This window comes from Peptostreptococcus porci (genome assembly GCF_009695815.1).
Taxonomy (GTDB): domain Bacteria; phylum Bacillota; class Clostridia; order Peptostreptococcales; family Peptostreptococcaceae; genus Peptostreptococcus; species Peptostreptococcus porci.
Genome location: NZ_VUNE01000002.1, coordinates 180,249 through 205,782, shown reverse-complemented (window position 1 = coordinate 205,782; position 25,534 = coordinate 180,249). Strand labels below are relative to the sequence as shown.

Below are 25,534 nucleotides of genomic sequence, written 5' to 3'. Positions count from 1 at the left end.
GTTGATTTTTTGTCTTATATTGGCTACTTGCACTTGAGAATTATAATGTTTTATGGTATAATTTTTAATTAGGTAAAAATTATATTAAAGTTGATAATTAAAGCTTGTACGAGTTTATAAATAATTTTATTTAGTGTTTTTAGGCTTGTATTAGAAAATTTCAATCTACAATTAGAAAGGTGATATGAATGCTAGATAAACTTAGAGTTTTGGAAGACAAATACAATGAGTTAAACGAAAAAGTTGCTGATCCTGAGATTATTAGTGATCAACCAACTTGGCAGAAACTTATGAAAGAAACATCTGAATTAGAACCTATCGTTTTAAAATATAGAGAATATAGAGATGTGAGCAATACAATAGCTGAATCAAAGCAGATATTGGAAGAGGAAAGTGATGAAGAACTAAGAGAGCTTGCAAAGATGGAATTGTCAGAAGCGGAAGAAAGTGTAAAGCAAATTGAAAATGAATTAAAAATTTTATTGGTTCCTAAGGACCCTAATGATGATAAAGACGTTATTGTCGAAATTAGAGGTGGTGCAGGTGGAGACGAAGCTGCTCTATTTGCGGGCGACTTGTTTAGAATGTATTCTAGATACGCAGAAAGAAGAGGATGGAAAACATCTTTTCTTGGATCCAATGATACTGGAGTAGGTGGATTTAAGGAAGTTTCATTTATGATAAAGGGTAAGGGTGCTTATTCGAGATTGAAGTATGAATCTGGCGTTCACAGAGTTCAGAGAATACCTACAACTGAATCTGGAGGACGTATACACACCTCTACTGCAACAGTAGCCGTATTACCAGAAGTTGAGGATGTCGAAATAGATATCAGTCCTGAAGATATCAGAGTGGATGTGTTTAGAGCATCTGGAAATGGTGGACAGAGTGTTAATACTACGGACTCAGCCGTTAGAATAACACATATACCTACTGGAGAAGTTGTTTCATGCCAAGATGAAAAGTCGCAGCTAAAAAATAAGGAAAAGGCTATGAAAATATTGAAGGCAAGACTTTATGACAAGGCACTGGCTGAACAACAAAAAGAAATTGCTGCTGAAAGAAAGAGTCAAGTAGGATCTGGAGATAGATCTGAAAGAATCAGAACGTATAATTTCCCACAAGGGAGAGTTAGTGATCATAGAATCAATTTGACACTTTATAAGCTTGATTCATTTATCGATGGTGATTTAGATGAAATGATAGATGCGTTGATTACAGTTGATCAGACTGAAAAAATGTCTTCTATTTACTAGGATAATTTTATTAAGATAATTTCTTGTGAAGGAGGTTTTACAAAAAAGAGTTTTTATTAGAATTGATAATAAGGTGATGCTTATTGAAATAAAAATTTTTTGTAGACCTCTTTTTTTAGTGAATACTTAGTGAATATGAAGAATTGCGAGAGTGATAATATGGAATTTATGAAAAAAAATACATTGATTGAAAAAATTGATCCAGACAATATCGACAGCAAGGTGGTAGAACAGTTTGGCAAAATGCTTGCAGATGGGAAAACAGTGATTTTTCCAACAGAGACAGTCTATGGTTTGGGTGCAAATGCACTAGATGAACAAGCTGCCTCTAAAATATATATAGCAAAAGGACGTCCAAGTGACAATCCATTGCTCGTTCACGTAGCTGAGAGAGAAGATATCAATCCATTAGTAGTGGATATGGATGAGAGAGCAAAAAAATTGATTGATAGATTTTGGCCGGGACCCTTGACAATTGTTTTTAAAAAATCCGACTTGATTCCAAAAGTGACGAGTGGTGGCTTGGATACGGTTGCGATTAGGATGCCATCAGATAAGGTTGCAAGAGCATTGATAAAAGCCTCTGGAGTTCCAATCGCCGCACCATCAGCAAATCTGTCTGGGAAGCCTTCTCCAACGAAACCAGAGCATATTATAGCCGATATGGATGGCAGAGTGGATGGGATTTTAGTAGGAGGTTTTTGTGATTTTGGTGTTGAATCAACAATAGTCGATCTTTCTGATGATGTTCCGATGGTTTTGAGACCGGGTGCGATTACATTGGAGATGTTGAAGGAAGTTCTTGGAGATGTGATACTTGATCCGTCGCTTTCTTCTCATGACGATAATATAAAGGCAAAAGCACCTGGTATGAAATACAAGCATTATTCACCTAATGCAAATATATTTATGGTGACTGGTGGTATCGACAGGTTTGTCGAGTTGTCGGAATTTTTATTGGAAATGAGAGCCAACGACGAAAAGAAGATTGCAATATTGTGTATGAAACAAAATATTTCTAGATTTGAGGAATTAAAGCTGAAATTTAAAAATGTTCATGTGCTTTCTTTGGGTTGTACTTATGAAGAGGTTGCGAGAAATCTATTTGATGTATTGATAGATTTGGATAGAAGAAATATTGATGTGGCATATGCTGAAACCTTTGAAGAAACGGGGATTGGTGTTGCCATAATGAATAGATTGAAGAAATCTGCTGGATACAAGTTTGTATAGAAAAAATTTATTTTTAATTGGAGGAAAAATATGAAAATAGCATTGGCTTGTGATCATGGTGGCTTGAATTTGAAAAATGCCATTAAAAATCATCTTGAAAAGAAAGGGTACGAAGTTTTGGATTTTGGTACGGACACAACTGATTCTGTGGACTATCCGGATTTTGCGTATAAGGCTGCGAAATCGGTAGCAGATAAAGAGTCTGAATGTGGTATTTTGGTCTGTGGAACTGGCATTGGAATAGGTATCGCTGCAAATAAGGTCAAAGGTATAAGATGTGCAACTCTGGGAGATACTTTCTCAGCACGTATGACAAAAGCACACAATGATGCAAATATGATTGCACTTGGAGAGAGAGTTACTGGCATTGGACTTGGGCTAGACATCGTTGATGCATATTTAAATTCTTCGTTTGAAGGTGGAAGACATCAATCAAGAGTTGATAAAATAACAGAGATTGAAAGTAACGACCTTTAGAAATGAAATAAAATATGATTTATTACTATTATTTTTTTTATTAATTAAGGTGCAATTGAAATATTTGTGGTTTTTTGTCGATAATTTACTGATAAATTGTTGATAAAATGCAAAATACGTTTTATAATATCATAGACAGAAATTAATGCAGGTAGCATTGATAATATAAGTTTTTATTAAATTAGGAGGATAATATGAACAAAGTAACAGTTACTGATCACCCATTGATTCAACACAAATTAACGTTGATGAGAAAGCAAAACACTGGTTCTAAGGACTTTAGGGAGCTATTAACAGAGATTACAATGTTGATGGGATATGAAGTTACAAAGGATCTGCCTCTTGGAGATGTTGAGATAGAAACTCCAGTGGCAAAGATGACAGCGAAGGAATTAACAGGGAAGAAATTGGCAATAGTTCCGATATTGAGAGCCGGAATAGGTATGGTGGACGGATTAATCAACTTGATTCCAGCTGCAAAGGTTGGTCATATCGGATTGTATAGAGATCCTGAAACTCTTCAGCCAGTGGAATATTATTGTAAGCTTCCACAGGACATTGGCGAGAGAGAAGTATTGTTAGTAGATCCAATGTTGGCTACTGGTGGATCTTCAGTGGCAGCAATACAGCTTCTAAGAGAAAAGGGAGCTAAAAACATCAGAATGGTTAACCTTGTTGCTGCTCCAGAGGGAATTGCTGAAGTTCATAAGGTTTATCCAGATGTTGATATTTATGTTGCGGCAGTAGATGAAAGATTAAATGAACATAAATATATTGTTCCTGGTCTAGGTGATGCGGGAGATAGATTGTTCGGTACAAAATAATATACGACAAGATTTTGATTTTTGTAATCTAATTATGTGTTTTTACTCTAGGTTACAATATTGATATATTTTGTTTTTTAGAGATGGAGTGACGTTGGCATTTGCTAAAGTCGCTCTTTTTCTGTTTTTAAGGTATCAAATCCGGTTGTTTAAATATTGGTTGTATAATATTTAGCGTTGATGGTAAAATAGAAAAAGAATTGTAGTATTTGTACAAAAAATACAAATAATTTGATAGTGATTATAATTTATAGGGTATATAATAACTATGATAAAAATTATGATAAAAAATACTATGAATGTTTAACATAGTCGATACATATTTAAAATGAAATTGTGTCAAAAATTCAATAATAATTCACCGTATATTCTATTATTATTTGGACAGAAATTATGAATTTATGGTATTATATATTAGTCAAATCATAAGATAAGTATTTGATTTGTTGTGTGTGAAGGTGAGTGAATATATAGAGGTGTGAGGTAAAACAATGTCAAAGAAAAGTGTTTGGGTAGAAGCAATGAGATCTTTTTCTTTAATATCGCAGCTTGGAATAATTGTAGTTGTGTGTATTTTTGGATGTGGCTTTTTTGGAAGATTTCTGGATTCAAAATTTTCGACTTCTCCTGTATTCACATTGATTTTTATTTTTATTGGTATTGGAAGTGCGTTTTGTGGAGTATACAGAACTCTGTTACCATTTATGAAAAAGAGGAAGTGATGCTTTTGGATAAACAGTTGTTAGAAAACTTGGTGAAAATATATAAGGGAATAGTTGTATATGATATTATTGTGGCAATTATTCTGTTTTTTCTCAAGTACTTTTCAATTAAATATGTTGGGGGATTGATTGCAGGAAGCTTGGTAGCAATGGTGGCTTTGTTTATGATGGCGAGAAATATAGAATCTGTTGTAGATAAAAAGACCAATGCGAAGCTTTGGGCTAGTCTGGGTTATATGTCAAGAATCCTACTTTATGGTGCAATTTTGATATTTGCAGCAGTCTCAAAACATATTAACATTTACACAGTTGCTGTCGGGCTAATAAGCACAAATATTGTAATAAAGGTTCAACAGCTGCTATCAAAATTAAATAAAGGGAAGGAGGACTGATTATGTATCAAGCGAAATATATCCTTTATTTTGGTGGCTTCAAGTTAAGTGAAACAATAGTCGTTCAATGGTTGATTATGATTTTTTTGATATTGCTTTCATTGTATTTGACTAGAGATCTTAAAGAGGTGCCTACTACAAAAAGACAGGTGCTTGTTGAAATGGCAGTCGATGGTCTGAGAAATCTTGTCACTGATACTATGGGAAAGAGATTCATTGAAAATGCACCTTGGATCATTGCGTATATTGGAAGCATATTCATGTTTTTCGCAACCTCAAATCTAATTGGATTGTTGGGATTAAGATCTCCAACTACAGATCTAGATACAACAGTTGCATGGGCAGGAATTACAGTTTTCATGATTTACTTTATGGGAGTTAAATTCCAAGGAGGAAAATATTTTAAATCCTTGCTTGAACCGACACCTATAATGGCGCCATTAAATATTATCGGTGAAATTGCAAGGCCTATTTCATTGAGTTTCCGTCCATTTGGTAATATTTTGGGTGGTGCGATTATTATGTCTTTACTTTATAAGCTATTGGGATTTGTTTCAACATTGATTCCAAATGTGAAGATACCAATAGGTCAGTTAGTAATACCGATGCCACTGCATATGTATTTTGACTTATTTGCAGGAACATTGCAGGCTTTTATATTTATAATGTTGACAATGGTATTTGTCGGTAGTACAGCAGATGAGTAAAATTAATTTTTTTTTGATTGGAAAAATACGAAAATCGATAAGTAAATATTAAAGTCGATTAGTAAATTATTAGAAATTAGTACTTTTAAATAAAAAGAATATGTCAAATTAATAAGATTAACAAGATTAGGTAATTTAAGGAGGAAAAAAAGATGTTAGAAGGAATGAGTTTGGGAATAGCAATAGCTGGTTCAGCAATAGGTGCAGGTATAGCAGTAGCTACAGGTATAGGTGCAGGTATAGGTCAAGGGTATGCAGCTGGTAAGGGTGCAGAGGCAGTAGGAAATCAGCCAGAGGCAAAAAGCGATATCATATCCACAATGCTTTTGGGGCAGGCAGTTGCAGAGTCATCAGCAATATATGGTCTAGTTATATCAATAATAATTCTATTTGTAAATCCTTGGATCGGATAATAGCAAGTCGTAACGATTTGTATTATTTTGAGAGGAGGATTAGTAATGGAATTTAAGCCGTTAGTTGGTTTAACATATGAATTCTTTTTCACTCTTGCCAATACGCTGTTGTTGTTTTTTATTCTAAAGAAAATACTTTTCGATAAAGTTTTGGCTGTAATTGAAAGACGTGAAGCTGGAATAAAAAGCGATATAGAAATTGGTGAAAAAGCGAAAGAGGAAGGACTTAGACTAAAATCTGAGTACGAAGAAAGAATTGAAAGTGCCAGAGTTGAAGGTCAAGATATAGTAGAAAGAGCGAGAAGAAGAGCTGAAGAAAGATCTTCTGAAATAATTGCTCAAGCGAAACTTGATGCTACGAATATCAAAAACAAAGCTTCAGATGATATTGTTAAAGAAAGAGAAGCAACGTTCAATAATATCAAAAATGAAATTTCTGATATGGCGATTTTGGCGGCATCAAAGGTTATTGAAAAAGATATCGATAAGTCAAAGCATGAAGATTTGATAGATGAATTCATTAGAGAAGTAGGAGAATCAAGATAATGATTGGTCAAGTGGCAAATAGATATGCTGAAGCTATATTTGAACTTGCAGAAGAAGAAAATAAAACTACTGAGATATTCTCTGAGTTGGAACAAATAGCCAAGACTATATCAGAAAATGCAAATTTATATGATGCTCTGAGGTCTCCATTTGTTTCAAGAGATGATAAGAAGAGCATTGTCGATAAGGTTTTTTATGATGGCTTTTCGAGCTACACAAAAAATCTTATCAAAGTTCTTATCGATAATGGCAGGACTACTGAGTTTGCTTCAATTGTAGATTCATTTAAAAATATGTTAAATGATAAAGAAAAGGTTGCTGAGGGTGTTGTAATAACAGCCATACCTTTGAGCAAAGAAAAAATTTCTGAGTTGGAAATAAAAATTTCTGCAAGATATAATAGGAGCGTTAAGCTTGTAAACAAAATAGATGAGAGCATCTTGGGCGGTGTTCTTGTAAGAATAGGAAATGAAGAGATAGATGGAACTATAAAAGCTAGACTAGATGGTCTAAAAGAACAACTATCTCAAGTAATATCATAGAAATGGTGGTGAACCCATGAACTTAAAACCAGAAGAAATTAGTTCGATTATTAAGAATCAGATTAAAAATTATGAAAATAAAATACAACTAAATGATACTGGTAGTGTATTAAATGTTGGTGATGGTATTGCCAGTGTTTATGGACTTGATAATGTAATGTCTGGTGAGCTTGTAGAGTTTCCAGGTAAAATATTTGGTATCGCACTAAATCTAGAGGAAGAGGTCGTAGGGGTAGTAATACTTGGTGACGATTTTGGAATTAGAGAAGGTGATGTTGTAAAAAGAACTGGAAAAATAGTTGAGGTGCCGGTTGGTGAAGCGATGATTGGTAGAGTCGTAAACGCTTTGGGACAACCGATAGACGGAAAAGGTGAAGTCAAAACTGATAAGACTAGACCTGTTGAAGCCCCAGCACCAGGAATAATGGATAGAAAATCAGTTTTTGAACCTTTGCAGACTGGAATAAAGTCTATAGACTCCATGATTCCAATCGGTAGAGGACAGAGAGAGTTGGTAATCGGTGATAGACAGACAGGTAAAACATCTATTTTGATAGATACAATATTAAATCAAAAAGGTAAGGATGTCATCTGTATATATGTTGCAATTGGTCAAAAGAGATCTACTGTTGCTCAATTGGTATCAACCTTGGAGGATTTTGGAGCGATGGATTATACTATAGTGGTATCTGCAACTGCTTCTGAATCTGCACCATTACAATACCTTGCACCATATTCAGGTGCGGCTATAGGTGAAGAATTTATGTACAACGGTAAGCACGTGCTTATTGTATATGATGATTTGAGTAAACAGGCAGTCGCATATAGAGAAATGTCGCTATTATTAAGAAGACCACCGGGTCGTGAAGCTTATCCTGGTGATGTATTCTATCTTCACTCAAGATTACTTGAAAGAGCGGCAAAACTATCAGATAAATTGGGTGGTGGATCGATGACTGCTCTTCCTGTAATAGAAACTCAGGCTGGTGACGTGTCAGCGTATATACCTACTAATGTAATATCTATTACAGATGGACAGATATATCTACAGCCAGAATTGTTCTATTCAGGAATTAGACCTGCAGTTGACCCTGGTATATCAGTTTCAAGAGTTGGTGGTTCTGCACAGATCAAGCCTATGAAAAAGATTGCTGGTACATTGAAGCTTGCATATTCTCAATATAGAGAATTGGCTGCTTTTGCACAGTTCGGATCTGATTTGGACGAAGATACAAAGAGAAGGTTGGCACAAGGTCAAAGAATAGTTGAAGTATTGAAGCAGGATGAACATAAGCCTGTTACAGTTGAAAATCAAGTTGTGATAATCTATGCTGTAATAAATAACCTGCTTGAAGATATAGAGCTGGAAGATATCAAGGCGTTTGAAGATGGTCTATATATATTTATAGCCAATGAGCATCCAGAAATACTTCAAAAAATATTGAATAATGAAGACTTTAATGAAGAGTTAAAGAAGATTATTGAAGAATACAAGGTGAAATTTAAAGCACAGTAATACTAGTTAAAGGAGGAGTACGGATATGGCAGGCGCAAGTATGAAGTCCATAAAAAACAGAATTGCGAGTGTAAATAATACAAAGCAGATTACTAATGCCATGTATTTAGTTGCATCCTCTAAGCTTAGAAAGGCTAAGCAGGCAGCAGATGAATCAAGTGAATATTTCAACACAATGTATGAAACTATTGTCGAAATATCTGTTAATACGAAGGGTGTTAATAGTGAATTCTTGAAGGAAAGAGAATTAAAAAATAGATGTCATATCATAGTAGCAGGTGATAGAGGTCTTGCCGGTGGATATAACATCAATGTTTTTAAAGAAGCTGAAAAATATTTAGGTGTAACAAAAGACTATGTAATTACTGTTGGAAAGAAATCCTATGATAGATATAGCAAAATGGATGGAGTCGAAGTGATCGACAGTATCGAATCGGCAGAAGACTACAGCTATTCTGATATTCAAAGAATAACGAATAAAGTTATGGAGATGTTCCTTAATGAAGAGATAGATGAAGTTCTTTTCACATATACGAAATTTAACTCGGCTCTTTCACAGGAAGCAAAGGTGATAAAGGTTCTTCCATTAGTTTTCGATACACCGTTGGAATATGGTGGAGAGAGATACAAGGAAATTCAGGAGGAGTTGGACCCTGACATCTATATTAGTGAAGAGATAATTAAGGAAAGAGAAGAAAGACGAAGAAAAGAAGACGAAGAAGCAATGCTCTTGGTCAATAAAATAAAGGCAAAGTCAGTAGATTCAAGATCGAAGGTGAAATATCTTCCATCCCCTCAAAAAGTTCTAGAATTTTTGATACCTACATATATTTCTGGAATACTTAACGGTGGAATCGTTGAATCCTATGCTTCTGAACAGGGAGCTAGAAGAACAGCGATGGAATCAGCGACTGACAATGCTAACGAAATGATTCAAAATCTTGAATTAAGCTACAATAGAGCTAGACAGTCTGCCGTAACTCAAGAAATAACTGAGATTAGTGGCGGAGTTGAGGCTCTAAAGTAAGGAGGATAAGATGGCAAATATAGGAAAAATTGTACAGATTGTAGGAGCTGTACTTGATGTAAGGTTTGAAGGTGAAGACAATTTACCAAACCTATTAAATGCTTTGGAAATAAATGTTGGCGATAAAAAAATAGTTGCTGAGGTTGCTCAACATATTGGTAATGATACTGTTAGATGTATCGCTATGAGTGCTACAGAGGGTCTTGTAAGAGGATTGGACGTAGTGGATACTGGAGCACCTATTTCAGTTCCTGTTGGTACAGAAACTTTGGGTAGGGTGTTCAATGTATTGGGCGAAGCCATTGATTTAAAAGAAATGCCGGAAAATGTAAAGCTATCACCAATTCACAAAGAGGCTCCAAAATATGAGGATTTGGAAACAAAGGCTGAAATTCTTGAAACTGGGATAAAGGTAGTAGATTTGTTGGCACCTTATCTAAAGGGTGGTAAGATAGGTCTATTCGGTGGAGCAGGAGTTGGTAAAACTGTTCTTATCCAGGAGCTAATAAATAATATAGCAAAACAGCATGGTGGTATTTCTGTTTTTTCAGGTGTTGGAGAGAGAACTAGAGAAGGTAATGACTTGTATGGTGAAATGACAGAATCGGGTGTTATAGCAAAAACAGCAATGGTATTTGGACAGATGAATGAGCCACCGGGGGCAAGAATGAGAGTTGCTTTGACTGGATTGACTATGGCAGAACATTTTAGAGATGAAGAAGGGCAGGATGTTCTTCTATTTATAGATAATATCTTTAGATTCACACAGGCTGGTTCAGAGGTGTCAGCTTTGCTTGGACGTATGCCATCAGCAGTTGGTTATCAACCTACACTGGCTACAGAAATGGGTGCCTTACAGGAAAGAATAACTTCTACAAAGAAGGGTTCTATCACATCAGTTCAAGCCGTATATGTTCCGGCAGATGACTTGACTGACCCTGCACCAGCGACAACATTCTCACATCTTGATGCCAAAACAGTATTATCAAGACAAATATCATCGCTTGGTATATATCCAGCAGTTGATCCACTTGAATCGACTTCTAGAGTTTTGGATCCACATATCGTTGGCGAAGATCATTACGAGGTTGCCAGAGGAGTTCAGTCGATATTGCAGAGATATAAGGAGCTACAGGATATTATTGCAATACTTGGTATGGACGAACTATCTGATGAAGATAAGGTTGTTGTAGCGAGAGCGAGAAAAATACAGAGATTCCTGTCTCAGCCATTTACTGTTGGAGAACAGTTTACGGGGATTCCTGGAGTTTATGTTCCGGTAAAAGAAACTGTTAGAGGTTTTAGAGAAATTTTGGAAGGAAAACATGATGATATTCCAGAATCAGCATTCTTGTTCGTGGGTACAATCGATGACGTTGTAAGAAAGGCGAAAGGAAGTGCTAACTAATGTTTAAATTGAAGGTAGTAACTCCTCATAAGACTTTTTATGACGAAATCGCAGAGATGGTGATATTTAAAACAATTGTTGGAGATAGAGCTATTCTGAGAGGTCATGTTCCAATTGTAACTGGGATAAAAGAAGGAAAAATGAAGATAAAAAAAGATGGCAAATTCATGTATGCTGAAATAGGGAATGGATTTGTAACAGTTGATCCAAACAGTGAAACGGTAATAGTTACTGAAAAGGCTGAATGGGGAAATGAAGAATAAAAAATAAATAGTTTTGTAATAACTTGACTTGGCAAGGCTCGTGCATTCTATTAATCAAAAAGAATGTATCGAGCTTTTATTTTTGAAATACAATTGATTCTATATCTAAAATTAATAAAATAAAATTAGTAAGATAAAATAAAATCAATAGAAACTCTTGTGTATTGAAATAATAATATAAAACCATATAGAATAAATCGATATTTGAATTAATACTAAATAAATAACAATAAATTCCCGTATGGGAATTTTTATTGTAAAAATGTTTTTTCAGTGCTATACTTATTTATAATATATGTAATAAAATTTAGAATGGGACTAAAAACAGAAAACATATTTTAGACTATTTTTAATAAAAATTTGATTGAATAAGCTATAAAGGGGATGGCAAAATGATAAAGAGAGTTGATTATCTTAATAGTTTGGAAAAATGGAGAGACGAAAAGGTAATTAAGATTGTTACAGGTATGAGAAGATGTGGAAAATCCACACTGCTTTTACAATTTCAAAATAGACTAGTTGAAACTGGGATAGAAACTACACAGATTATATCATTAAATTTTGAAAAGTTGGAATATGAGGATTTGCAAGATTATAAAAAGCTCTACTCATATTTGAAAGACAGATTAATTTCTGATAAGAAAAATTACATTTTTTTAGATGAAGTTCAGAGAGTAAAATATTTTGAAAAGGTTGTTGATAGCTTGTATGTTATGGATAATGTAGATATTTATATAACAGGCTCAAATTCTCAGATGTTATCTAGTGAGTTAGCGACTTTTTTATCAGGTAGATATGTTGAAATCAAAATGCTTCCACTTTCATTTAAAGAGTTTTTCAGCATATGTGATTTGTCAATTGATGATTCTTTTGTAGAGTATATGAGGTACGGTGGTTTACCTTATGTAACTACCATGGAAAAAGATAGTGATAAGGTTGAAATGTATCTTGAAGGTATTTACAATACTGTTTTGGTAAAAGCTATTGAGGATAGGCAAAATAGAAAGAATCTAGGTATGAGAGCAATAACAGATATTTCGTTGCTAAAATCAATTTCAAAGTACCTTTCTAGTGTTGTGGGAAATATGGTGACTGTAAAGTCCATCACAAACTATCTAGTATCAGGGGGAAGAAAAGTTTCACCAAACACAGTCAGTGATTATATTGAAGCACTATGTGACTCATTTATTTTTTACGAAGTAGATAGATTTGACATTGTCGGTAAGGAGCTATTAAAAAATAACAAGAAATATTATATTGTAGATTTGGGGTTAAGAAATTATATTCTACCAAGGAAAAACTATGATTTGGGGTTTGGTTTGGAAAACATTGTCTATTTTGAATTATTGAGACGTGGTTATCGTGTAAATGTTGGTAAGCTTAAAGACAAAGAAATTGACTTTGTGACGAGAAAAAATGACGAATTACATTATATTCAAGTGACTGCTAGTATGGTGGATGAGAATACCTTTGAGAGAGAAATGAGACCATTAAGAGAAATTAGAGATAATTATGAGAAAACGGTGTTGACCTTAGACAGGTTTTCAGTTGGAAATTACGATGGGATAAAGGTTGTGAATATTGTCGATTGGCTATTAGAATAATAAATGAGTGACCTATTAGAAAGACAGATAAATAAAAAAATATCCTGCATTCAAAACATAAAAATTGAATGCTAGGATATTTTTTATGCTTTATTACAGCATCTCAATAAATGCTGCAATACGTGTTTCTATCTGACCACTATCAGATGAAGAATAGTCAGTTTCTAATTTCAAATATGGGATACCCATATCTTCGACAGCCTTTGCTACTTTGTAAGATTCTACATTAAAAGTATGGCAAGCCTGAAGTACTAGTTCAACAACCCCATCAACCTGATATTCTTCAGCCATTCTCAATGTGTTTTGAATTCTTTCGTCATTTGGTGTAAACACTGAACAATTGATTTCAAGATATCTATCAGCTATGGCTCTCATAATATCGTCGGAGTTTTCGTCAATCATTTGAGAGTTCGTTCTTTCACCAGCGCAGTCATCCTTGCAGACTATTACGCCACCATTATTTTCAATAACCATACCAACTTTTTGAATGACTCCACCGGTTGGACATCCAGTGATAAGGATTCTCTTGTCCTTTTTTGATACAGGGCGTTCACCTCTTTCAAAATAGGCTTCTTTGGATTCCTTTATCAAAGCCTTTATAGTCTCAATTTGAGTTTCTACGTTTAATGCAAAAGTACCTTTTTGCATTGCGAGCATTATATCTGTACCCTTCATTACAGGCGGAATATGCTTTTGAAGCTGATATAGCTCTATCGTCAATCTTCTTAGTTCATTTCTCTTTTTTGCGGCATCTCGAAGTCCATTTTCAGTTATTTCGACACCCAGCTTTTTTTCAAGAGTATCTTTTAGAATATTACATTCCTCGTACCAGTTGTCGTTGACATAGTTACGACCTTTACCTTGAGGTAGATGCATTACGTGTACATCTTTGATTTCACTGAGTAATTCGTACATTTTCTTTTTTCCATCGCAAGTAGTTTCACCGATTATAATATCAGAAAAATACGTATATGGACATTTTTCAGTCATTGCAAAACCGTAAGTAGACTTGATAAGTGGACATAGATTTTTTGGAAGAACCTTTTCTGCGTCTGGTATTGTTTCTGCACTGGTACCACAAAGACCAACGTTAGCTATTCCACCAGCATCCAGGATTTCTTGAGGTGTATAGGTACAAAGACATCCTGCGACCTTTCCTCCATTTTTTTTGAAATCCATTATTCTCATAAAACCTTCTTTTCTAGAGTCTATATATTGATCAAATTTTTCTGGTAATGTTAAACTCATAATAAAATCTCCTTGTTTGCTGATTATTTTATGATAAGAGTATAGCATATTATTTTGGCAAATAAAATTGGAAGAAAGTGTTATAGTTTTTTGCTATAGAAAAGCATTGAAACATTGGATTAATCTATGACTATGGTCAATAATTAATATGACTTAAAAAATGAAATGGATTATAGAATGGATTACTATTTCAATGCTTCAAACTTTTCTAGTTCATCATTTTAATACTCCAGCTTCTTCTAGTTTTTTTATTTCATTTTCATCATATCCCAGCTTTGTTAGTATTTCAACTGTATCAAATCCAATTTCTTTTCCAGCGAATTTATATACGACATCCGATTCTGAAAACTTAATTGGCATGGCAAATTGACGTATTTTTTTTATTCCTGCATCTACTTCTACAATCATTTCCCTTGATTTGATTTGAGGATCTTCGTAAAATGATTGCTTGTAATCTAATACAGGTTCAATGCAAGCATCAAGGTTTTTGAACTTTGAATTCCAATATTCAAGAGTATTTGATTTGATCTTTTCGACAAGCTTGGATTTTAGTAGTCCACCGTCATGTGGAGTTGCACCAGCCTCTATTAATTCCGGAATATCGACTGCTTCTGAAAGCTTTTGTAAAAACTTTGGCTCCAATGAACCGATAGTTATATACTGGTTATCAGCTGTTTGATATATGTCATATATTCCCTTTCCATTTAGATCAAATTCTTCTCTTTCTTTAAGCTTTCCATCCATAAGGTATGATATTCCTTCAAATGTGTTCATAGGAATAATGGTATCCAGCATAGAAATATCAATGTATTGTCCTTTTCCAGTGTTATTTCTGTAATTTACTGCAGCCAATACACCTATTATTGAATGTAGAGCTCCACCAGCCAAATCACCAATTTGTGTATTCATAAGAGTTGGACCAGATTGTTTTCTTCCTGAAAGTGATAGCAAGCCACTTTTTGCCAAAAAATTATTGTCATGACCGGCTCTGTTCATTTCTGGACCTGAATTTCCGTATGCAGAAATTGAGCAGTATATTAGCTTTGGGTTTATTTTTGATAGTTCTTCATATGATAGTCCTAGTTTTTTCATAACACCAGGTCTAAATTGTTCGAAAAGGATATCATATTCTTTTATTAGTTTTTTTACAATATCCTTCGCTTCTTGAGTTTTTAAATTTAGAGAAATCGTTTTCTTGTTCCTGTTCAACCACAGCTGATTAGCACTAAGCTGTAAGTCTTCATCGAATGCACCCATTTCGTAAACAAGATCTAGCTTTGATTTTGAACTAACCTTTAGTACATCAGCACCCATATCAGCTAACATTAATGTGGCGTATGGTCCTGGCAATAACGTCGTAAAATCAAGGATTTTAAGGTTTTGTAGAGCAGAATTATTTGTCATAAGGACACTCCTTTCGAAAATAAGCATATAAAATTTGATAATTTATTATTAATTTAATTCAATTATACACCAAAAAAATAAAAAAATAACGAAAAATTCAAATTTAAATTATCAAAAGATTATGAAATTTTATGTTATTGTTGTTTTTGGGAAATTCATTAATTATTTGAAAATTATTTCAAAAAATAGTATAATATTTTTGACAATACTAAGAAAAAAAATTGATATTTTTTCGAAAATTAAGAATGTGTTTAGTCGAAGAGAGGTGTTTTCATTGAGAAGAAAAGATAGAGAAGTTATCGATCATGATAAGATAATGAATGTAATAAAAAACTGTCATTGCTGTCGCTTGGGTTTCTATGATTGTGGCGATGTTTATATTGTACCGTTAAATTTTGGCGTTGTCGGTGATATTGACAGTTTGACGTTGTATTTTCATGGTGCTTTTGAGGGAAGAAAAGCTGAATTGATAAATAAAAATCCATCTGTAGGATTTGAGATGGATAGGGGGTATGAACTGCAAACTGCTAATGTTCCTTGTGGATATTCTGCAAAATTCGAAAGTATCATTGGTACTGGAAAGGTGTCTGTCGTAGAAGATTTTGCCGAGAAGGTGGAGGGGCTGACATCTATTATGAAACAGGCAACAGGAAAGAGTGATTGGAAGTTCAACGAAAAAATGGTAAACGGTGTATGTGTATTCAAATTAGAAGTCGAATCACTTTCCTGTAAAGAACATTTGTAGCAAAAAACTATTTTCTTAATGCTATTGCAGTCGCAGTAGCATATTTTTTTGAATGTGAGATAGTAACCTTTATATCGACAACATCAATTTCTTCCAAAAAATCCCTGAATTTACCGGCTGGCACTACGATGGGCATATTTAAATCGTTTCTTAGAATTTGGACGTCCCTTAGATTAAATCCTCTAAGTCCTGTGCCAACCGATTTTACAACGGCTTCCTTTGCAGAAAAGTTACCGGCAACGGATTCAGCCTTGTAGTTTTTTTCTTTTAACACCACCAATTCATCAGTTGAGAACATTTTATCCAATAATCTTAAATTTTTGTTTAGAGAATTTTTTATTCTTTCTATTTCTATTATATCTGTTCCTATGCCATATATGTCCATTTCTGTGATCTCCTTGTAATATTTATTTGATTTATTTTTGATATAACCAAATTATAAACGATTTATGATTGTTTTGGCAAATTAATATGTTAGCTATGTAGTATTTAATGATAAGTATTTTCGTGTTGTAAAATAATTGAAATAGTATGTATTAAAAATATGTGTTATAATATTGGAGATAGAAAAAATAACTTCTGATTTTGCACAAATTAAAAATTGCCATGCCATTGAGAGGCTTGTATGCTTAGGTTTGGCAGGTATATATTATGTGGAAATTAGAATAGAGGAGAAAATAAATGGTAGATTATGACAAGTTATCTAAGAGGGCAAAGAGAATTAGAAAGCATGTTATAGAAATGATATATAATTCTGGTTCCGGTCATCCTGGGGGATCACTCTCTTGTGTTGATATATTGACGGCACTGTATTTCGAGAGAATTAACGTCGATATCGATGACCCTCAAAAAAAGGATAGAGATAGATTTGTAATGTCTAAGGGACACTCATCACCAGCCATTTACTCGACGCTTTTCGAAAAAGGCTTTTTGCTGGAAGAAGAGCTGAGTGGATTTAGAAAAGTTGGTGGTTCACTTCAAGGCAATCCAGATATGCTACAGGTAAATGGAATCGATATGACGACCGGATCGCTTGGCATGGGTTTGTCTGCTGCTTGTGGAATGGCTCTTGCATCAAAGATTGATAATTTAGACTATAATGTATATGTTCTGTTAGGCGATGGAGAATTGCAGGAAGGAATGATTTGGGAAGCAGCGATGCTTGCAAATCAATATAATTTGGATAATCTTATGGCAATAGTTGATATGAATGGGCTACAGATCGATGGTACTACCGATGATGTGATGAGTTTGGGATCTATTACAAAGAAATTCACCTCTTTTGGTTGGTATGTATTGGAAATAGACGGGCATGATTTCGACCAAATATTGGGTGCATTTAGCATTTTTGATAAGGTAAATTCAAAGCCGGTTCTTGTAATAGCAAATACGATAAAAGGAAAGGGTGTTTCGTTTATGGAGAACTCTTGCGAATGGCATAGTAGGCGTATTAGTAAGGAAGAGTATAAATTAGCCATAGATGAATTAAAGTAATAGGTATTCAAATGGAAAAGAGATCAATAAGAGAAGCATATGGTAGATCGCTGGTTGAATTGGGCAGGAAAAACTATAAAGTTGTGGTTTGTGATGCCGATTTATCATCATCTACAAAAACTATTTATTTTAAAGAGAATTTCCCAGATAGATTTGTCGATGTAGGTATTGCCGAACAAAATCTAATCGGCGTTTCTGCAGGATTGGCATCTGCCGGAAAGACAGTTTTTGCAAGTTCTTTTTCCGTATTTGAAACTGAGCGAGCATTGGAAGTAATAAGAAATATGGTGTGCATGTCAAATTTAAATGTGAAAATATGTTCTACTCACGCAGGATTGATGACAGGAGAAGATGGGGCTACTCATCAAAGTCTTGAGGATATTTCTATTATGAGGACATTGCCAAATATGAGAGTTTTAGTTCCCGCTGATTTTGAAGAAGCAAAGCAGATGACTCACTTTATTGCTGAACAAGAAGGACCATTTTATATGAGAATGGTAAGAGATGACTTAAACGACATTTATGACGAAAATTATAAATTTGAAATAGGCAAGGCTGATATTTTGCTAGATGGAGATGATGTAGCTATTCTATCATGTGGTCCTATGGTATGGAATTCATACGAAGCTGCAATGATGCTTAAAGAGAGAGGTATTCATACGAGAGTTATCAATATGTCATCAATAAAACCGATTGATAAGAATGTAATTATCGATTGTGCAAAGGATGTTGGTTTGATAGTAACTGTTGAGGATCACAGTATTATTGGCGGATTGGGGTCGGCGGTTTGTGAAGTGGTATGCGAAAACTATCCGGCCAAAGTTTTTAGATTGGGTGTTGAGGACAGATTTGGTATGTCTGGAGCTTCTTCTGAGCTTTATGAATACTTTGGGTTGACTCCGAAATCAATAGCTGATAAAGTTGAGAATATATTCAATAATAAGTACTAAATGAGGGAGAGTATATGAATTCAAATAAGAAGAGAAATATTATAAAAAGTATTGCGTTAGTAGTGGCGTCTTCGATTGTAACTACTTTCGTGATTACACAGTTCGGATTTGGAAGAATTATTCCTAGCTCCGAGTACAAAAAATACAAGAAAATGCTGATGTTATCCGATGTTATAGAAAGAGATTTCTATAAAAAAACGGATGAAAGCAAGCTGGAAACGGGTTTGTATAAAGGTCTGTTTTCAGGGCTAGATGATGAATACTCATCATATTATACGAAGGAAGAAATGAGCCAGCTTATAGAATCGACTTCTGGAAAATATAAGGGAGTTGGTATAGTAGTTGGTCCTGATAAACCATCTGGTGCAATTAAGGTACAACAAGTAATAAATGGAAGTCCTGCTAGTAAATCTGGAGTTAAAGCAGGAGATTTGATAATAAAGGTAAATGGTAAGGCATACTCTTATCAAGAAATGGATGTTGCTGTCAAAAATATGAGAGGTGAAGAAGGAACTTCTGTTACAGTTACCTTTTCAAGAGATGGAGAATTATTTGATAAGAAAATAGAAAGAAAAGAAATAAAGCTGGAATCAATCAAGAGTAAAAAAATAGACAATGATATTGGTTATATTCAAATTGTTGGATTTGATGAAGGTACTGATGAAGATTTCAATAAAGCATTAGACTCTCTTGAAAAAAGTAAAATCAAGGGATTGGTAATAGATGTAAGAGACAATGGCGGCGGATACTTGGACGTTGTAGAAAAAATTGCCGACAGATTGCTTGGTGAATCTGTGATCGTTTATACAAAAGATAATACAGGAAAAAAAGTATACTCAAAGAGCAATGACAAGCAAAAGGTCGATGTTCCGATCGTTATTTTGACGAATGGAAATTCTGCTTCAGCGTCCGAGATTTTGACAGGTGCAATTCTGGATAACAAAGCCGGAGTTTCTATTGGTACTCTAACGTTTGGTAAGGGATTGGTTCAATCGGTGGTTCAGCTTAGAGATGGCAGTGGATATAAGCTGACTACAGCCCAGTATTTCACACCAAATGGTAACTATATAAATAAAAAGGGAATTAAACCTACTATTGAAGTAAAAGAAGTTGAGAAACAGTTACCAAAGGCTGTTGAATATCTAAAGAAAGAGATCGAAAAAAAATAATACTATTTGGAAATAACCTTCTGCCATGCAGAGGGTTATATCCAAATATAGATAATTTTGGAGGTAGTGATGAATCTGTTGATAAGTATATCCAGGAATATTTATTCACTAGATAACAAAGGTATAGAAAAAGCAAGACAAAGATGGGATGAATTGATTTGCCCTAAGCACACATTGGGTAAATTGGAAGACATAACGCTAAAATTGGCAGGTGTTTATGGAAATGCCAAAATTGAGGACAATCCTAAAAAATGTATAATAGCATTTGCCGGAGATCACGGTGTATATGCTGAAGGTGTATCTCAACAGGATCAGTCGATTACCAGGATGCAATTTGAAAATTTTGCAAATGGCAAATCTGCTGTTGGAGTTTTGGCGAAGCACAATCACACTGATGTAGTTGCAGTGGATTTAGGTATAATAGGCAAAAAAAAGATCGATGGAGTACTTGATTACAAGATAAGAGAAGGAACAGACAATATTGCTAATGGACCAGCAATGAGTGTTGATGAAGCAGTGAAGTCAATCGAATATGGAATAGAAGTGGCTGAGAGATGTATCGTCGATGGTTATAAGATAATCGGTGTAGGTGAAATGGGGATATGTAACACCACACCAGCAACCGCAATTCTTTCCGTTATTTCTGGTAGAGATCCGATAGATATTACCGACATCGGTGCGTGCTTAAATCTCAACTTTGTAAAGAATAAGGCTGATACTATTAGAAAGGCAATAGAGATCAATAATCCAAATCCTACTGATGGAATTGAGGTCCTATCAAAGGTTGGAGGATTTGAAATAGGTGGAATGGTAGGTGTAATATTGGGATGTAGTGCCAATAGGATTCCAGTGGTTTTAGATGGATTTATTTCATATTCTGCTGCCCTTCTTGCATACAAAATAAACCCAAAGTGCAAGGAATATATTATTGTTTCTCATTTATCCAATGAAAAAGGGTCAAGGCTCGCATTGGAGCTACTAGACTTGGAGCCTATGATGGATTTGAATATGAGATTGGGTGAGGGAACCGGTGCTGCATTGGCAATGAATATTATTGATTCTGCTATATATACATACAATCACATGGGTAAAAAAAGTGAAGAGAGTATAGGGAAATTCCTTTAATTAGGGAATTAGACTTAGAAATCAGACAAGGTAGATTAAGAGGTAGAAATGGGAAAGATAATTTTTGTGACGGGTGGGGTAAGCTCCGGAAAAAGTGAATTTGCTGAAAATCTGTGTTCACAACTTGAGTGTCGTGACTCTGTAGTTCTATATGTCGCAACAAGTATTCCATTCGATTTTGAAATGGAACAAAAAAAAGCTGACCATCAGTTAAGAAGAAAAGATAAGAGCTGGTTTACCATCGAAGCATATAAATCGATTCCAACAGAGATTGGAGAATTTTGTTATTCAAATTCGATTGAGAGATCAGCGAGGAAAGTGATCCTACTTGATTGTGTTACAATGATGATTTCAAATTTAATATTTGATCGAAATGCGGAATTTGATGTTGATGATGTTGATGAAAGAGCTTTTGTAGAAAAGAAAGTTATTATGGAGTTTAAAACACTTCTGAATTTTGTTAAATCAGAAAACATTGATATAATATTTGTAACGAATGAGATTGGTCTGGGAGGAATATCCGAAAATAAATTGGGAAGGTATTTTGCCAATTTAGAAGGCAAGGTAAATAAGATGATAGCATCAGAGTCAGATGAGGCTTATCTGGTTGTTTCGGGTATTCATATCAAAATAAAATAAAAAAGGAAAATATTATGAATAAATTTATTAACATACTTCAATTTTTGACCAGAATCACAATTAAAAAAGATGTTCCATACGAAAAAAATATGGGAAGTGGACTGATCTTTTTCCCAATTGTCGGAATTGTTATAGGTGGGATATTACTTGTTGAGTATCTTGCTCTAACAACGTTTGTGTCTCCTAGATATTCTATAATTGTAATCCCATTTATCCTTGTTATCTCGGAAATTATCATTACAGGTGGACTTCATGTTGATGGATTTGGCGATACTTTTGATGGGTTATTTAGTTACAGAGATAAAGACGGTATATTGGAGATTATGAAAGATCCAAGATTAGGCACAAATGGAGTCTTATCTGTTATTTTTTTAGTATTGAGCAAGATTATTATTATTTTTATTTTAATAGACAGAGATATTTTGTGGCCAATTTTTTTGATGCCTATGATTGGTAGATATGTATGTGTGGTTTTGTCATATAAATCTAATCCTGCAAGGGTAAACGGAATGGGAAATATGTTTATCGGAAAATGTGACATCGGAACCCTATTAGCTAGTAGCGCTTTTACAGCATTGGTGGTGACTGTGGCTTCAGCGATATTTTCTAAAAGCTTTGTACAGGCTATTTTAGATATTGTAATTGTCGGAGTGATGTTTATTTTGACCAATGTATTTGAATATCTAGTTAGTAAAAAAATAGGTGGATTGACAGGGGATATTCTGGGATGTGGAATAGAGCTTGGAGAGCTGGTATTTTTGATATGTATTTTGCTAGTAACAATTTAAATCGAATATATTTTAGAAGGAGATTAAAATGAAAGAACTATTTTTGATCAGACATGGGCATTCAGTTGATAATGAATTTTTTAGATATTCTGGTTTTAGCGACTGTGATTTAAGCCAAATAGGAAGACAACAGGTTGAGAAAATGACAGATTATTTTAAACAGTTCGACGTGGAAAGGATATACGCATCTACTCTGAAGAGAACTCAACAAACCATTGACGCCTATGCAAAATTGAAAAATCTCGATGTAGAATGTCTTGATGATTTGAGGGAAATGAACTTCGGTATATTTGACGGTTTGAGTTTTGATGAAATAAAAGCGAAATACCCTGAAGAAGCAAAAATATTTCTTTCAAGTGGTCGAGATTACAGATTTCCAAATGGCGAAACACTGGAGGAAATGTATAATAGAAATACTAGTGCAATTGAGAAAATTATTAAGACAAACGAGAATATCGATAGTGTGGCTGTAGTATCTCACATGGGAACGATAAGAAATTTATTGTCATATTTTATTTCAGGGAGTAGCAAGTATCACTGGAATTTTAAGGTTGGAAATGCTAGCATTACGAAGATAAGCTTCGATGGCAGGTTTCCAATAATCGAATATATGGGATATATGCCATATGAAAGTAGTTTGATTAGGACTTATCCCTCAGAAAAGAACAAATAGAAAAAGGTGATTTTATGGCGAGTATTATGTTTCAAGGAACAGCATCTAATGTTGGAAAAAGTGTATTATGTACTGGTATTTGTAGAGTTTTGTACGAGGATGGATACTCTGTGATACCATTTAAATCACAAAATATGTCACTTGATACATATTTTGATAAAAATGGAAAGGCTATGGGGATTGGACAGGCTCTGCAAGCAGAAGCGTGTGGCTTGGAGCCGATGGCATATATGAACCCTATTTTGCTAAAACCTTGTGGAAACCACGTCTCAGAGGTGCTATTATTAGGAAATTTGGTGTCAAAAATGTCATCAGAGGATTATAGAGAATATAAACATTCCTTAGTTTTTGAGTTGGAACGAATATACGAAGAAGTGAAGAATGGTTTCGATATTGTAGTTTTGGAAGGTGCAGGTAGTCCAGCTGAGATAAATATAAACAGTTTGGATTTGTCGAATATGGAAATGGCGAAAATCTCGGAATCACCGGTAATTTTAATTGCAGATATAGATAGAGGTGGTGTTTTTGCATCGATTGTCGGAACATTACAGCTTTTAAATCAAGAAGATAGAAAAAGAGTAAAGGGAGTAATAATAAATAAGTTTAGGGGAAATAAAGATTATTTCTCAGACGGAATAAAAATGCTGGAGGAAATAATTTCTATTCCAGTTGTTGGAGTGGTGCCATTTATTGATATTAACCTAGAAGAAGAGGATGGAGCCTGTGGTATCAAGAATAATGTGGTGGCGAAGTCTTCAATAGAAAAAGAGAAAGAATTTGAGAAGCTATCCAGACATCTGAGGGAAAATCTGGATTTTAAAAAAATATATGAAATTATTTTTGAAGATGAAAAATTGACTAAATAATAATTTGGTTTTTGATATAAAGCGGTTTTTGGTATAAAAAAGCGTTATTATAAAAACAATATTATAAAAACGATATTAGAAAATTTATGATGAGGTAGAGGAAGATAGTTATGAAAAAGATTGTTATCGCTGGAGTGAGTAGTGGCGTAGGAAAAACCACGGTTAGTCTGGGATTGATGAAAGCACTGAAAAATAGAAATAAAAGGGTTCAACCATTTAAAGTTGGACCTGACTATATCGATCCAATGTATCATAGATTTGTGACAGGAGAATACTCAAAAAATCTTGACTCTTATATGCTAGATGATGAACAGATAAAATATGTATTTAAAACAGCTGCAGAGAATAAAGATATTTCTGTGGTAGAAGGTGTAATGGGGCTTTATGATGGGGTTGGCTCGGACATTAATAAATGTTCTACTTCTAATATTTCGAAGCTTTTAAAGTCACCAGTAATATTGATCATAAATGGTCAAAGTCTGGGAGCCTCTGCAGCGGCGATGGCTTTGGGGTATAAAAATCTTGATAAGAATGTAGATATAGTTGGAATTATTATCAATAATGTGAAAACGAATAGGCATTATAACATTTTAAAAGAAGCTATTGAGAAATATTGTGCTATTGAGGTTTTGGGGTATCTTCCTCCTTGTGATGAAATAAAGTTAGAGTCGAGGCATTTGGGATTGTTTCCAGCAGACCAGGCAACTGATTTAGAAAATAAATTGGACAGAGTGGCAGAATTGATGGAAGAGCATATTGACATTGATAGAATCATTGAATTATCTGAGAGTGAAATGATTCATTCGACATTTGAATTGAATATGTTTTATGATGACCCTGAAGTAAGAGCATTGGCAAGAGGTAAAAAAGTTGCAATTGCCTATGATCAAGCCTTTAACTTTTATTATAGAGATAATATAGACTTGTTCAAAAAAATAGGGGTTGAGGTGATAGAATTTTCCCCTCTAAACGATGAAAGAGTTCCAGATGCAGATTTTATTTATCTTGGTGGTGGATTTCCAGAAATTTTTGCAAGGGAGCTAGAACAAAATGAGTCGATGAAAAAGAGTATCAGAGAGCAACATGAAGCTGGTAAACCGATATATGCTGAGTGTGGTGGTCTGATGTATTTGGGTGACTATATGTTGGACACTGAAGGAAACAGATTTGAGATGGTAGGAGCATTAGATGGCTATAGTCAAATGACCAAGTCATTAAAGCGGTTTGGATACTGTGTTGCTACAGCAAAAGAGGATAATTTGATTTCATATAAAGGGCAGCAAATATGTGGTCATGAATTTCATCATTCTGTGTTTGTATCAGATGAAAAGACTTCTTTTACAGTTCAAAAATTCTCGGATGGAAGAATAATTGATGAATGGGAGGGTGGATATTGTAAAAATAATACATTAGCCACATATTTACACATTCATTTTTACAACAATTTAAGCATAGTGTGCTATATATTAAGCTGTGTTGAAAAAAATAAAAAATAGGTGAGGA

At 34.3% G+C, this 25,534-nt stretch carries 28 protein-coding genes; 25 read left to right on the top strand and 3 right to left on the bottom strand.

The genetic code is table 11. The features are described from left to right. Window positions 1–188 precede the first annotated feature (188 nt). The 15 genes from prfA (at window position 189) to FYJ71_RS04985 (ending at window position 12,930) form a co-directional block, all read left to right on the top strand. The gene (prfA, locus tag FYJ71_RS05055) at window positions 189–1,256 is read left to right on the top strand and encodes a peptide chain release factor 1 (protein ID WP_154537735.1); all 1,068 of its coding nucleotides are present in this window, start codon (window positions 189–191) and stop codon (window positions 1,254–1,256) included. Between the two features lie 159 nt (window positions 1,257–1,415). Further along, window positions 1,416–2,489 carry an L-threonylcarbamoyladenylate synthase gene (locus FYJ71_RS05050; protein WP_207707218.1) on the top strand — a complete coding sequence of 358 codons (1,074 nt, stop codon included), beginning with the start codon at window positions 1,416–1,418 and terminating at the stop codon, window positions 2,487–2,489. Between the two features lie 30 nt (window positions 2,490–2,519). Further along, window positions 2,520–2,966: a ribose 5-phosphate isomerase B gene (rpiB, locus tag FYJ71_RS05045; protein WP_154537733.1), complete on the top strand. Its 447-nt coding sequence runs from the start codon at window positions 2,520–2,522 to the stop codon at window positions 2,964–2,966. Window positions 2,967–3,160: 194 nt separating this feature from the next. Further along, the gene (gene upp, locus FYJ71_RS05040) at window positions 3,161–3,790 is read left to right on the top strand and encodes a uracil phosphoribosyltransferase (protein WP_154537732.1); all 630 of its coding nucleotides are present in this window, start codon (window positions 3,161–3,163) and stop codon (window positions 3,788–3,790) included. A 491-nt stretch (window positions 3,791–4,281) separates the two neighbouring features. Further along, window positions 4,282–4,512 carry an AtpZ/AtpI family protein gene (locus tag FYJ71_RS05035; RefSeq protein ID WP_154537731.1) on the top strand — a complete coding sequence of 77 codons (231 nt, stop codon included), beginning with the start codon at window positions 4,282–4,284 and terminating at the stop codon, window positions 4,510–4,512. Further along, on the top strand, window positions 4,512–4,904 hold the full coding sequence (locus FYJ71_RS05030) for an ATP synthase subunit I (protein WP_154537730.1): 393 nt from the start codon (window positions 4,512–4,514) through the stop codon (window positions 4,902–4,904). The genes FYJ71_RS05035 and FYJ71_RS05030 overlap by 1 nt, the downstream gene beginning before the upstream one ends. Window positions 4,905–4,906: 2 nt before the next feature. After that, the gene (gene atpB, locus FYJ71_RS05025) at window positions 4,907–5,611 is read left to right on the top strand and encodes a F0F1 ATP synthase subunit A (protein ID WP_154537729.1); all 705 of its coding nucleotides are present in this window, start codon (window positions 4,907–4,909) and stop codon (window positions 5,609–5,611) included. Window positions 5,612–5,763: 152 nt separating this feature from the next. Continuing rightward, window positions 5,764–6,024, top strand: a complete 261-nt coding sequence (gene atpE, locus FYJ71_RS05020; protein WP_154537728.1) for an ATP synthase F0 subunit C — start codon at window positions 5,764–5,766, stop codon at window positions 6,022–6,024. Window positions 6,025–6,069: 45 nt separating this feature from the next. Continuing rightward, window positions 6,070–6,570 (top strand): F0F1 ATP synthase subunit B, encoded by a 501-nt coding sequence (atpF, locus tag FYJ71_RS05015; RefSeq protein ID WP_154537727.1) that lies wholly within the window; start codon window positions 6,070–6,072, stop codon window positions 6,568–6,570. Then, entirely contained in the window at window positions 6,570–7,112 is a 543-nt protein-coding gene (atpH, locus tag FYJ71_RS05010) for an ATP synthase F1 subunit delta (RefSeq protein WP_154537726.1), read from the top strand. The genes atpF and atpH overlap by 1 nt, the downstream gene beginning before the upstream one ends. A gap of 16 nt (window positions 7,113–7,128) precedes the next feature. After that, the gene (gene atpA / locus FYJ71_RS05005) at window positions 7,129–8,628 is read left to right on the top strand and encodes a F0F1 ATP synthase subunit alpha (protein ID WP_154537725.1); all 1,500 of its coding nucleotides are present in this window, start codon (window positions 7,129–7,131) and stop codon (window positions 8,626–8,628) included. A gap of 25 nt (window positions 8,629–8,653) precedes the next feature. Next, window positions 8,654–9,655: an ATP synthase F1 subunit gamma gene (atpG, locus tag FYJ71_RS05000; protein ID WP_154537724.1), complete on the top strand. Its 1,002-nt coding sequence runs from the start codon at window positions 8,654–8,656 to the stop codon at window positions 9,653–9,655. A gap of 10 nt (window positions 9,656–9,665) precedes the next feature. Beyond that, window positions 9,666–11,063 (top strand): F0F1 ATP synthase subunit beta, encoded by a 1,398-nt coding sequence (gene atpD / locus FYJ71_RS04995; RefSeq protein ID WP_154537723.1) that lies wholly within the window; start codon window positions 9,666–9,668, stop codon window positions 11,061–11,063. After that, window positions 11,063–11,326 carry a FoF1 ATP synthase subunit delta/epsilon gene (locus FYJ71_RS04990; RefSeq protein ID WP_154537722.1) on the top strand — a complete coding sequence of 88 codons (264 nt, stop codon included), beginning with the start codon at window positions 11,063–11,065 and terminating at the stop codon, window positions 11,324–11,326. Before atpD ends, FYJ71_RS04990 begins: the two co-directional genes overlap by 1 nt. A 392-nt stretch (window positions 11,327–11,718) precedes the next feature. Beyond that, window positions 11,719–12,930: an ATP-binding protein gene (locus tag FYJ71_RS04985; RefSeq protein WP_154537721.1), complete on the top strand. Its 1,212-nt coding sequence runs from the start codon at window positions 11,719–11,721 to the stop codon at window positions 12,928–12,930. Window positions 12,931–13,023: 93 nt separating this feature from the next. On the opposite strand, the gene FYJ71_RS04980 is transcribed toward FYJ71_RS04985, so the two are convergent. After that, window positions 13,024–14,178, bottom strand: coding sequence for a double-cubane-cluster-containing anaerobic reductase (locus FYJ71_RS04980; protein WP_154537720.1), 1,155 nt, complete (start codon window positions 14,176–14,178; stop codon window positions 13,024–13,026). Window positions 14,179–14,394: 216 nt separating this feature from the next. Continuing rightward, the gene (locus tag FYJ71_RS04975) at window positions 14,395–15,582 is read right to left on the bottom strand and encodes a CaiB/BaiF CoA transferase family protein (RefSeq protein WP_154537719.1); all 1,188 of its coding nucleotides are present in this window, start codon (window positions 15,580–15,582) and stop codon (window positions 14,395–14,397) included. Between the two features lie 274 nt (window positions 15,583–15,856). Between FYJ71_RS04975 and FYJ71_RS04970 the strand changes: the two genes are divergently transcribed. Continuing rightward, a complete protein-coding gene (locus tag FYJ71_RS04970; RefSeq protein WP_154537853.1) occupies window positions 15,857–16,327 on the top strand; it encodes a pyridoxamine 5'-phosphate oxidase family protein in 471 nt (156 codons plus the stop codon). Window positions 16,328–16,334: 7 nt separating this feature from the next. On the opposite strand, the gene acpS is transcribed toward FYJ71_RS04970, so the two are convergent. Continuing rightward, a complete protein-coding gene (gene acpS, locus FYJ71_RS04965; RefSeq protein WP_154537718.1) occupies window positions 16,335–16,712 on the bottom strand; it encodes a holo-ACP synthase in 378 nt (125 codons plus the stop codon). Window positions 16,713–17,008: 296 nt separating this feature from the next. On the opposite strand from acpS, the gene FYJ71_RS04960 reads away from it, so the two are divergent. The 9 genes from FYJ71_RS04960 to FYJ71_RS04920 all read left to right on the top strand — a co-directional run bounded on the left by FYJ71_RS04960 (window position 17,009) and on the right by FYJ71_RS04920 (window position 25,527). Beyond that, a complete protein-coding gene (locus FYJ71_RS04960) occupies window positions 17,009–17,821 on the top strand; it encodes a transketolase (protein WP_154537717.1) in 813 nt (270 codons plus the stop codon). A gap of 11 nt (window positions 17,822–17,832) precedes the next feature. Beyond that, complete coding sequence (locus FYJ71_RS04955; RefSeq protein WP_154537716.1) at window positions 17,833–18,771, top strand: transketolase family protein; 939 nt, start codon at window positions 17,833–17,835, stop codon at window positions 18,769–18,771. Between the two features lie 14 nt (window positions 18,772–18,785). Further along, the gene (locus tag FYJ71_RS04950; RefSeq protein ID WP_154537715.1) at window positions 18,786–19,940 is read left to right on the top strand and encodes a S41 family peptidase; all 1,155 of its coding nucleotides are present in this window, start codon (window positions 18,786–18,788) and stop codon (window positions 19,938–19,940) included. A 69-nt stretch (window positions 19,941–20,009) separates the two neighbouring features. Beyond that, complete coding sequence (gene cobT / locus FYJ71_RS04945; protein ID WP_154537714.1) at window positions 20,010–21,065, top strand: nicotinate-nucleotide--dimethylbenzimidazole phosphoribosyltransferase; 1,056 nt, start codon at window positions 20,010–20,012, stop codon at window positions 21,063–21,065. A 48-nt stretch (window positions 21,066–21,113) separates the two neighbouring features. Then, window positions 21,114–21,704 carry a bifunctional adenosylcobinamide kinase/adenosylcobinamide-phosphate guanylyltransferase gene (locus tag FYJ71_RS04940; RefSeq protein ID WP_154537713.1) on the top strand — a complete coding sequence of 197 codons (591 nt, stop codon included), beginning with the start codon at window positions 21,114–21,116 and terminating at the stop codon, window positions 21,702–21,704. A 14-nt stretch (window positions 21,705–21,718) separates the two neighbouring features. Then, entirely contained in the window at window positions 21,719–22,492 is a 774-nt protein-coding gene (gene cobS / locus FYJ71_RS04935) for an adenosylcobinamide-GDP ribazoletransferase (protein ID WP_154537712.1), read from the top strand. Between the two features lie 28 nt (window positions 22,493–22,520). Continuing rightward, window positions 22,521–23,165: a histidine phosphatase family protein gene (locus FYJ71_RS04930; RefSeq protein ID WP_154537711.1), complete on the top strand. Its 645-nt coding sequence runs from the start codon at window positions 22,521–22,523 to the stop codon at window positions 23,163–23,165. 14 nt (window positions 23,166–23,179) lie between these two features. Further along, window positions 23,180–24,031, top strand: a complete 852-nt coding sequence (locus FYJ71_RS04925) for a cobyric acid synthase (protein ID WP_154537710.1) — start codon at window positions 23,180–23,182, stop codon at window positions 24,029–24,031. A gap of 110 nt (window positions 24,032–24,141) precedes the next feature. Further along, on the top strand, window positions 24,142–25,527 hold the full coding sequence (locus tag FYJ71_RS04920; protein WP_154537709.1) for a cobyrinate a,c-diamide synthase: 1,386 nt from the start codon (window positions 24,142–24,144) through the stop codon (window positions 25,525–25,527). Window positions 25,528–25,534: the final 7 nt, after the last annotated feature.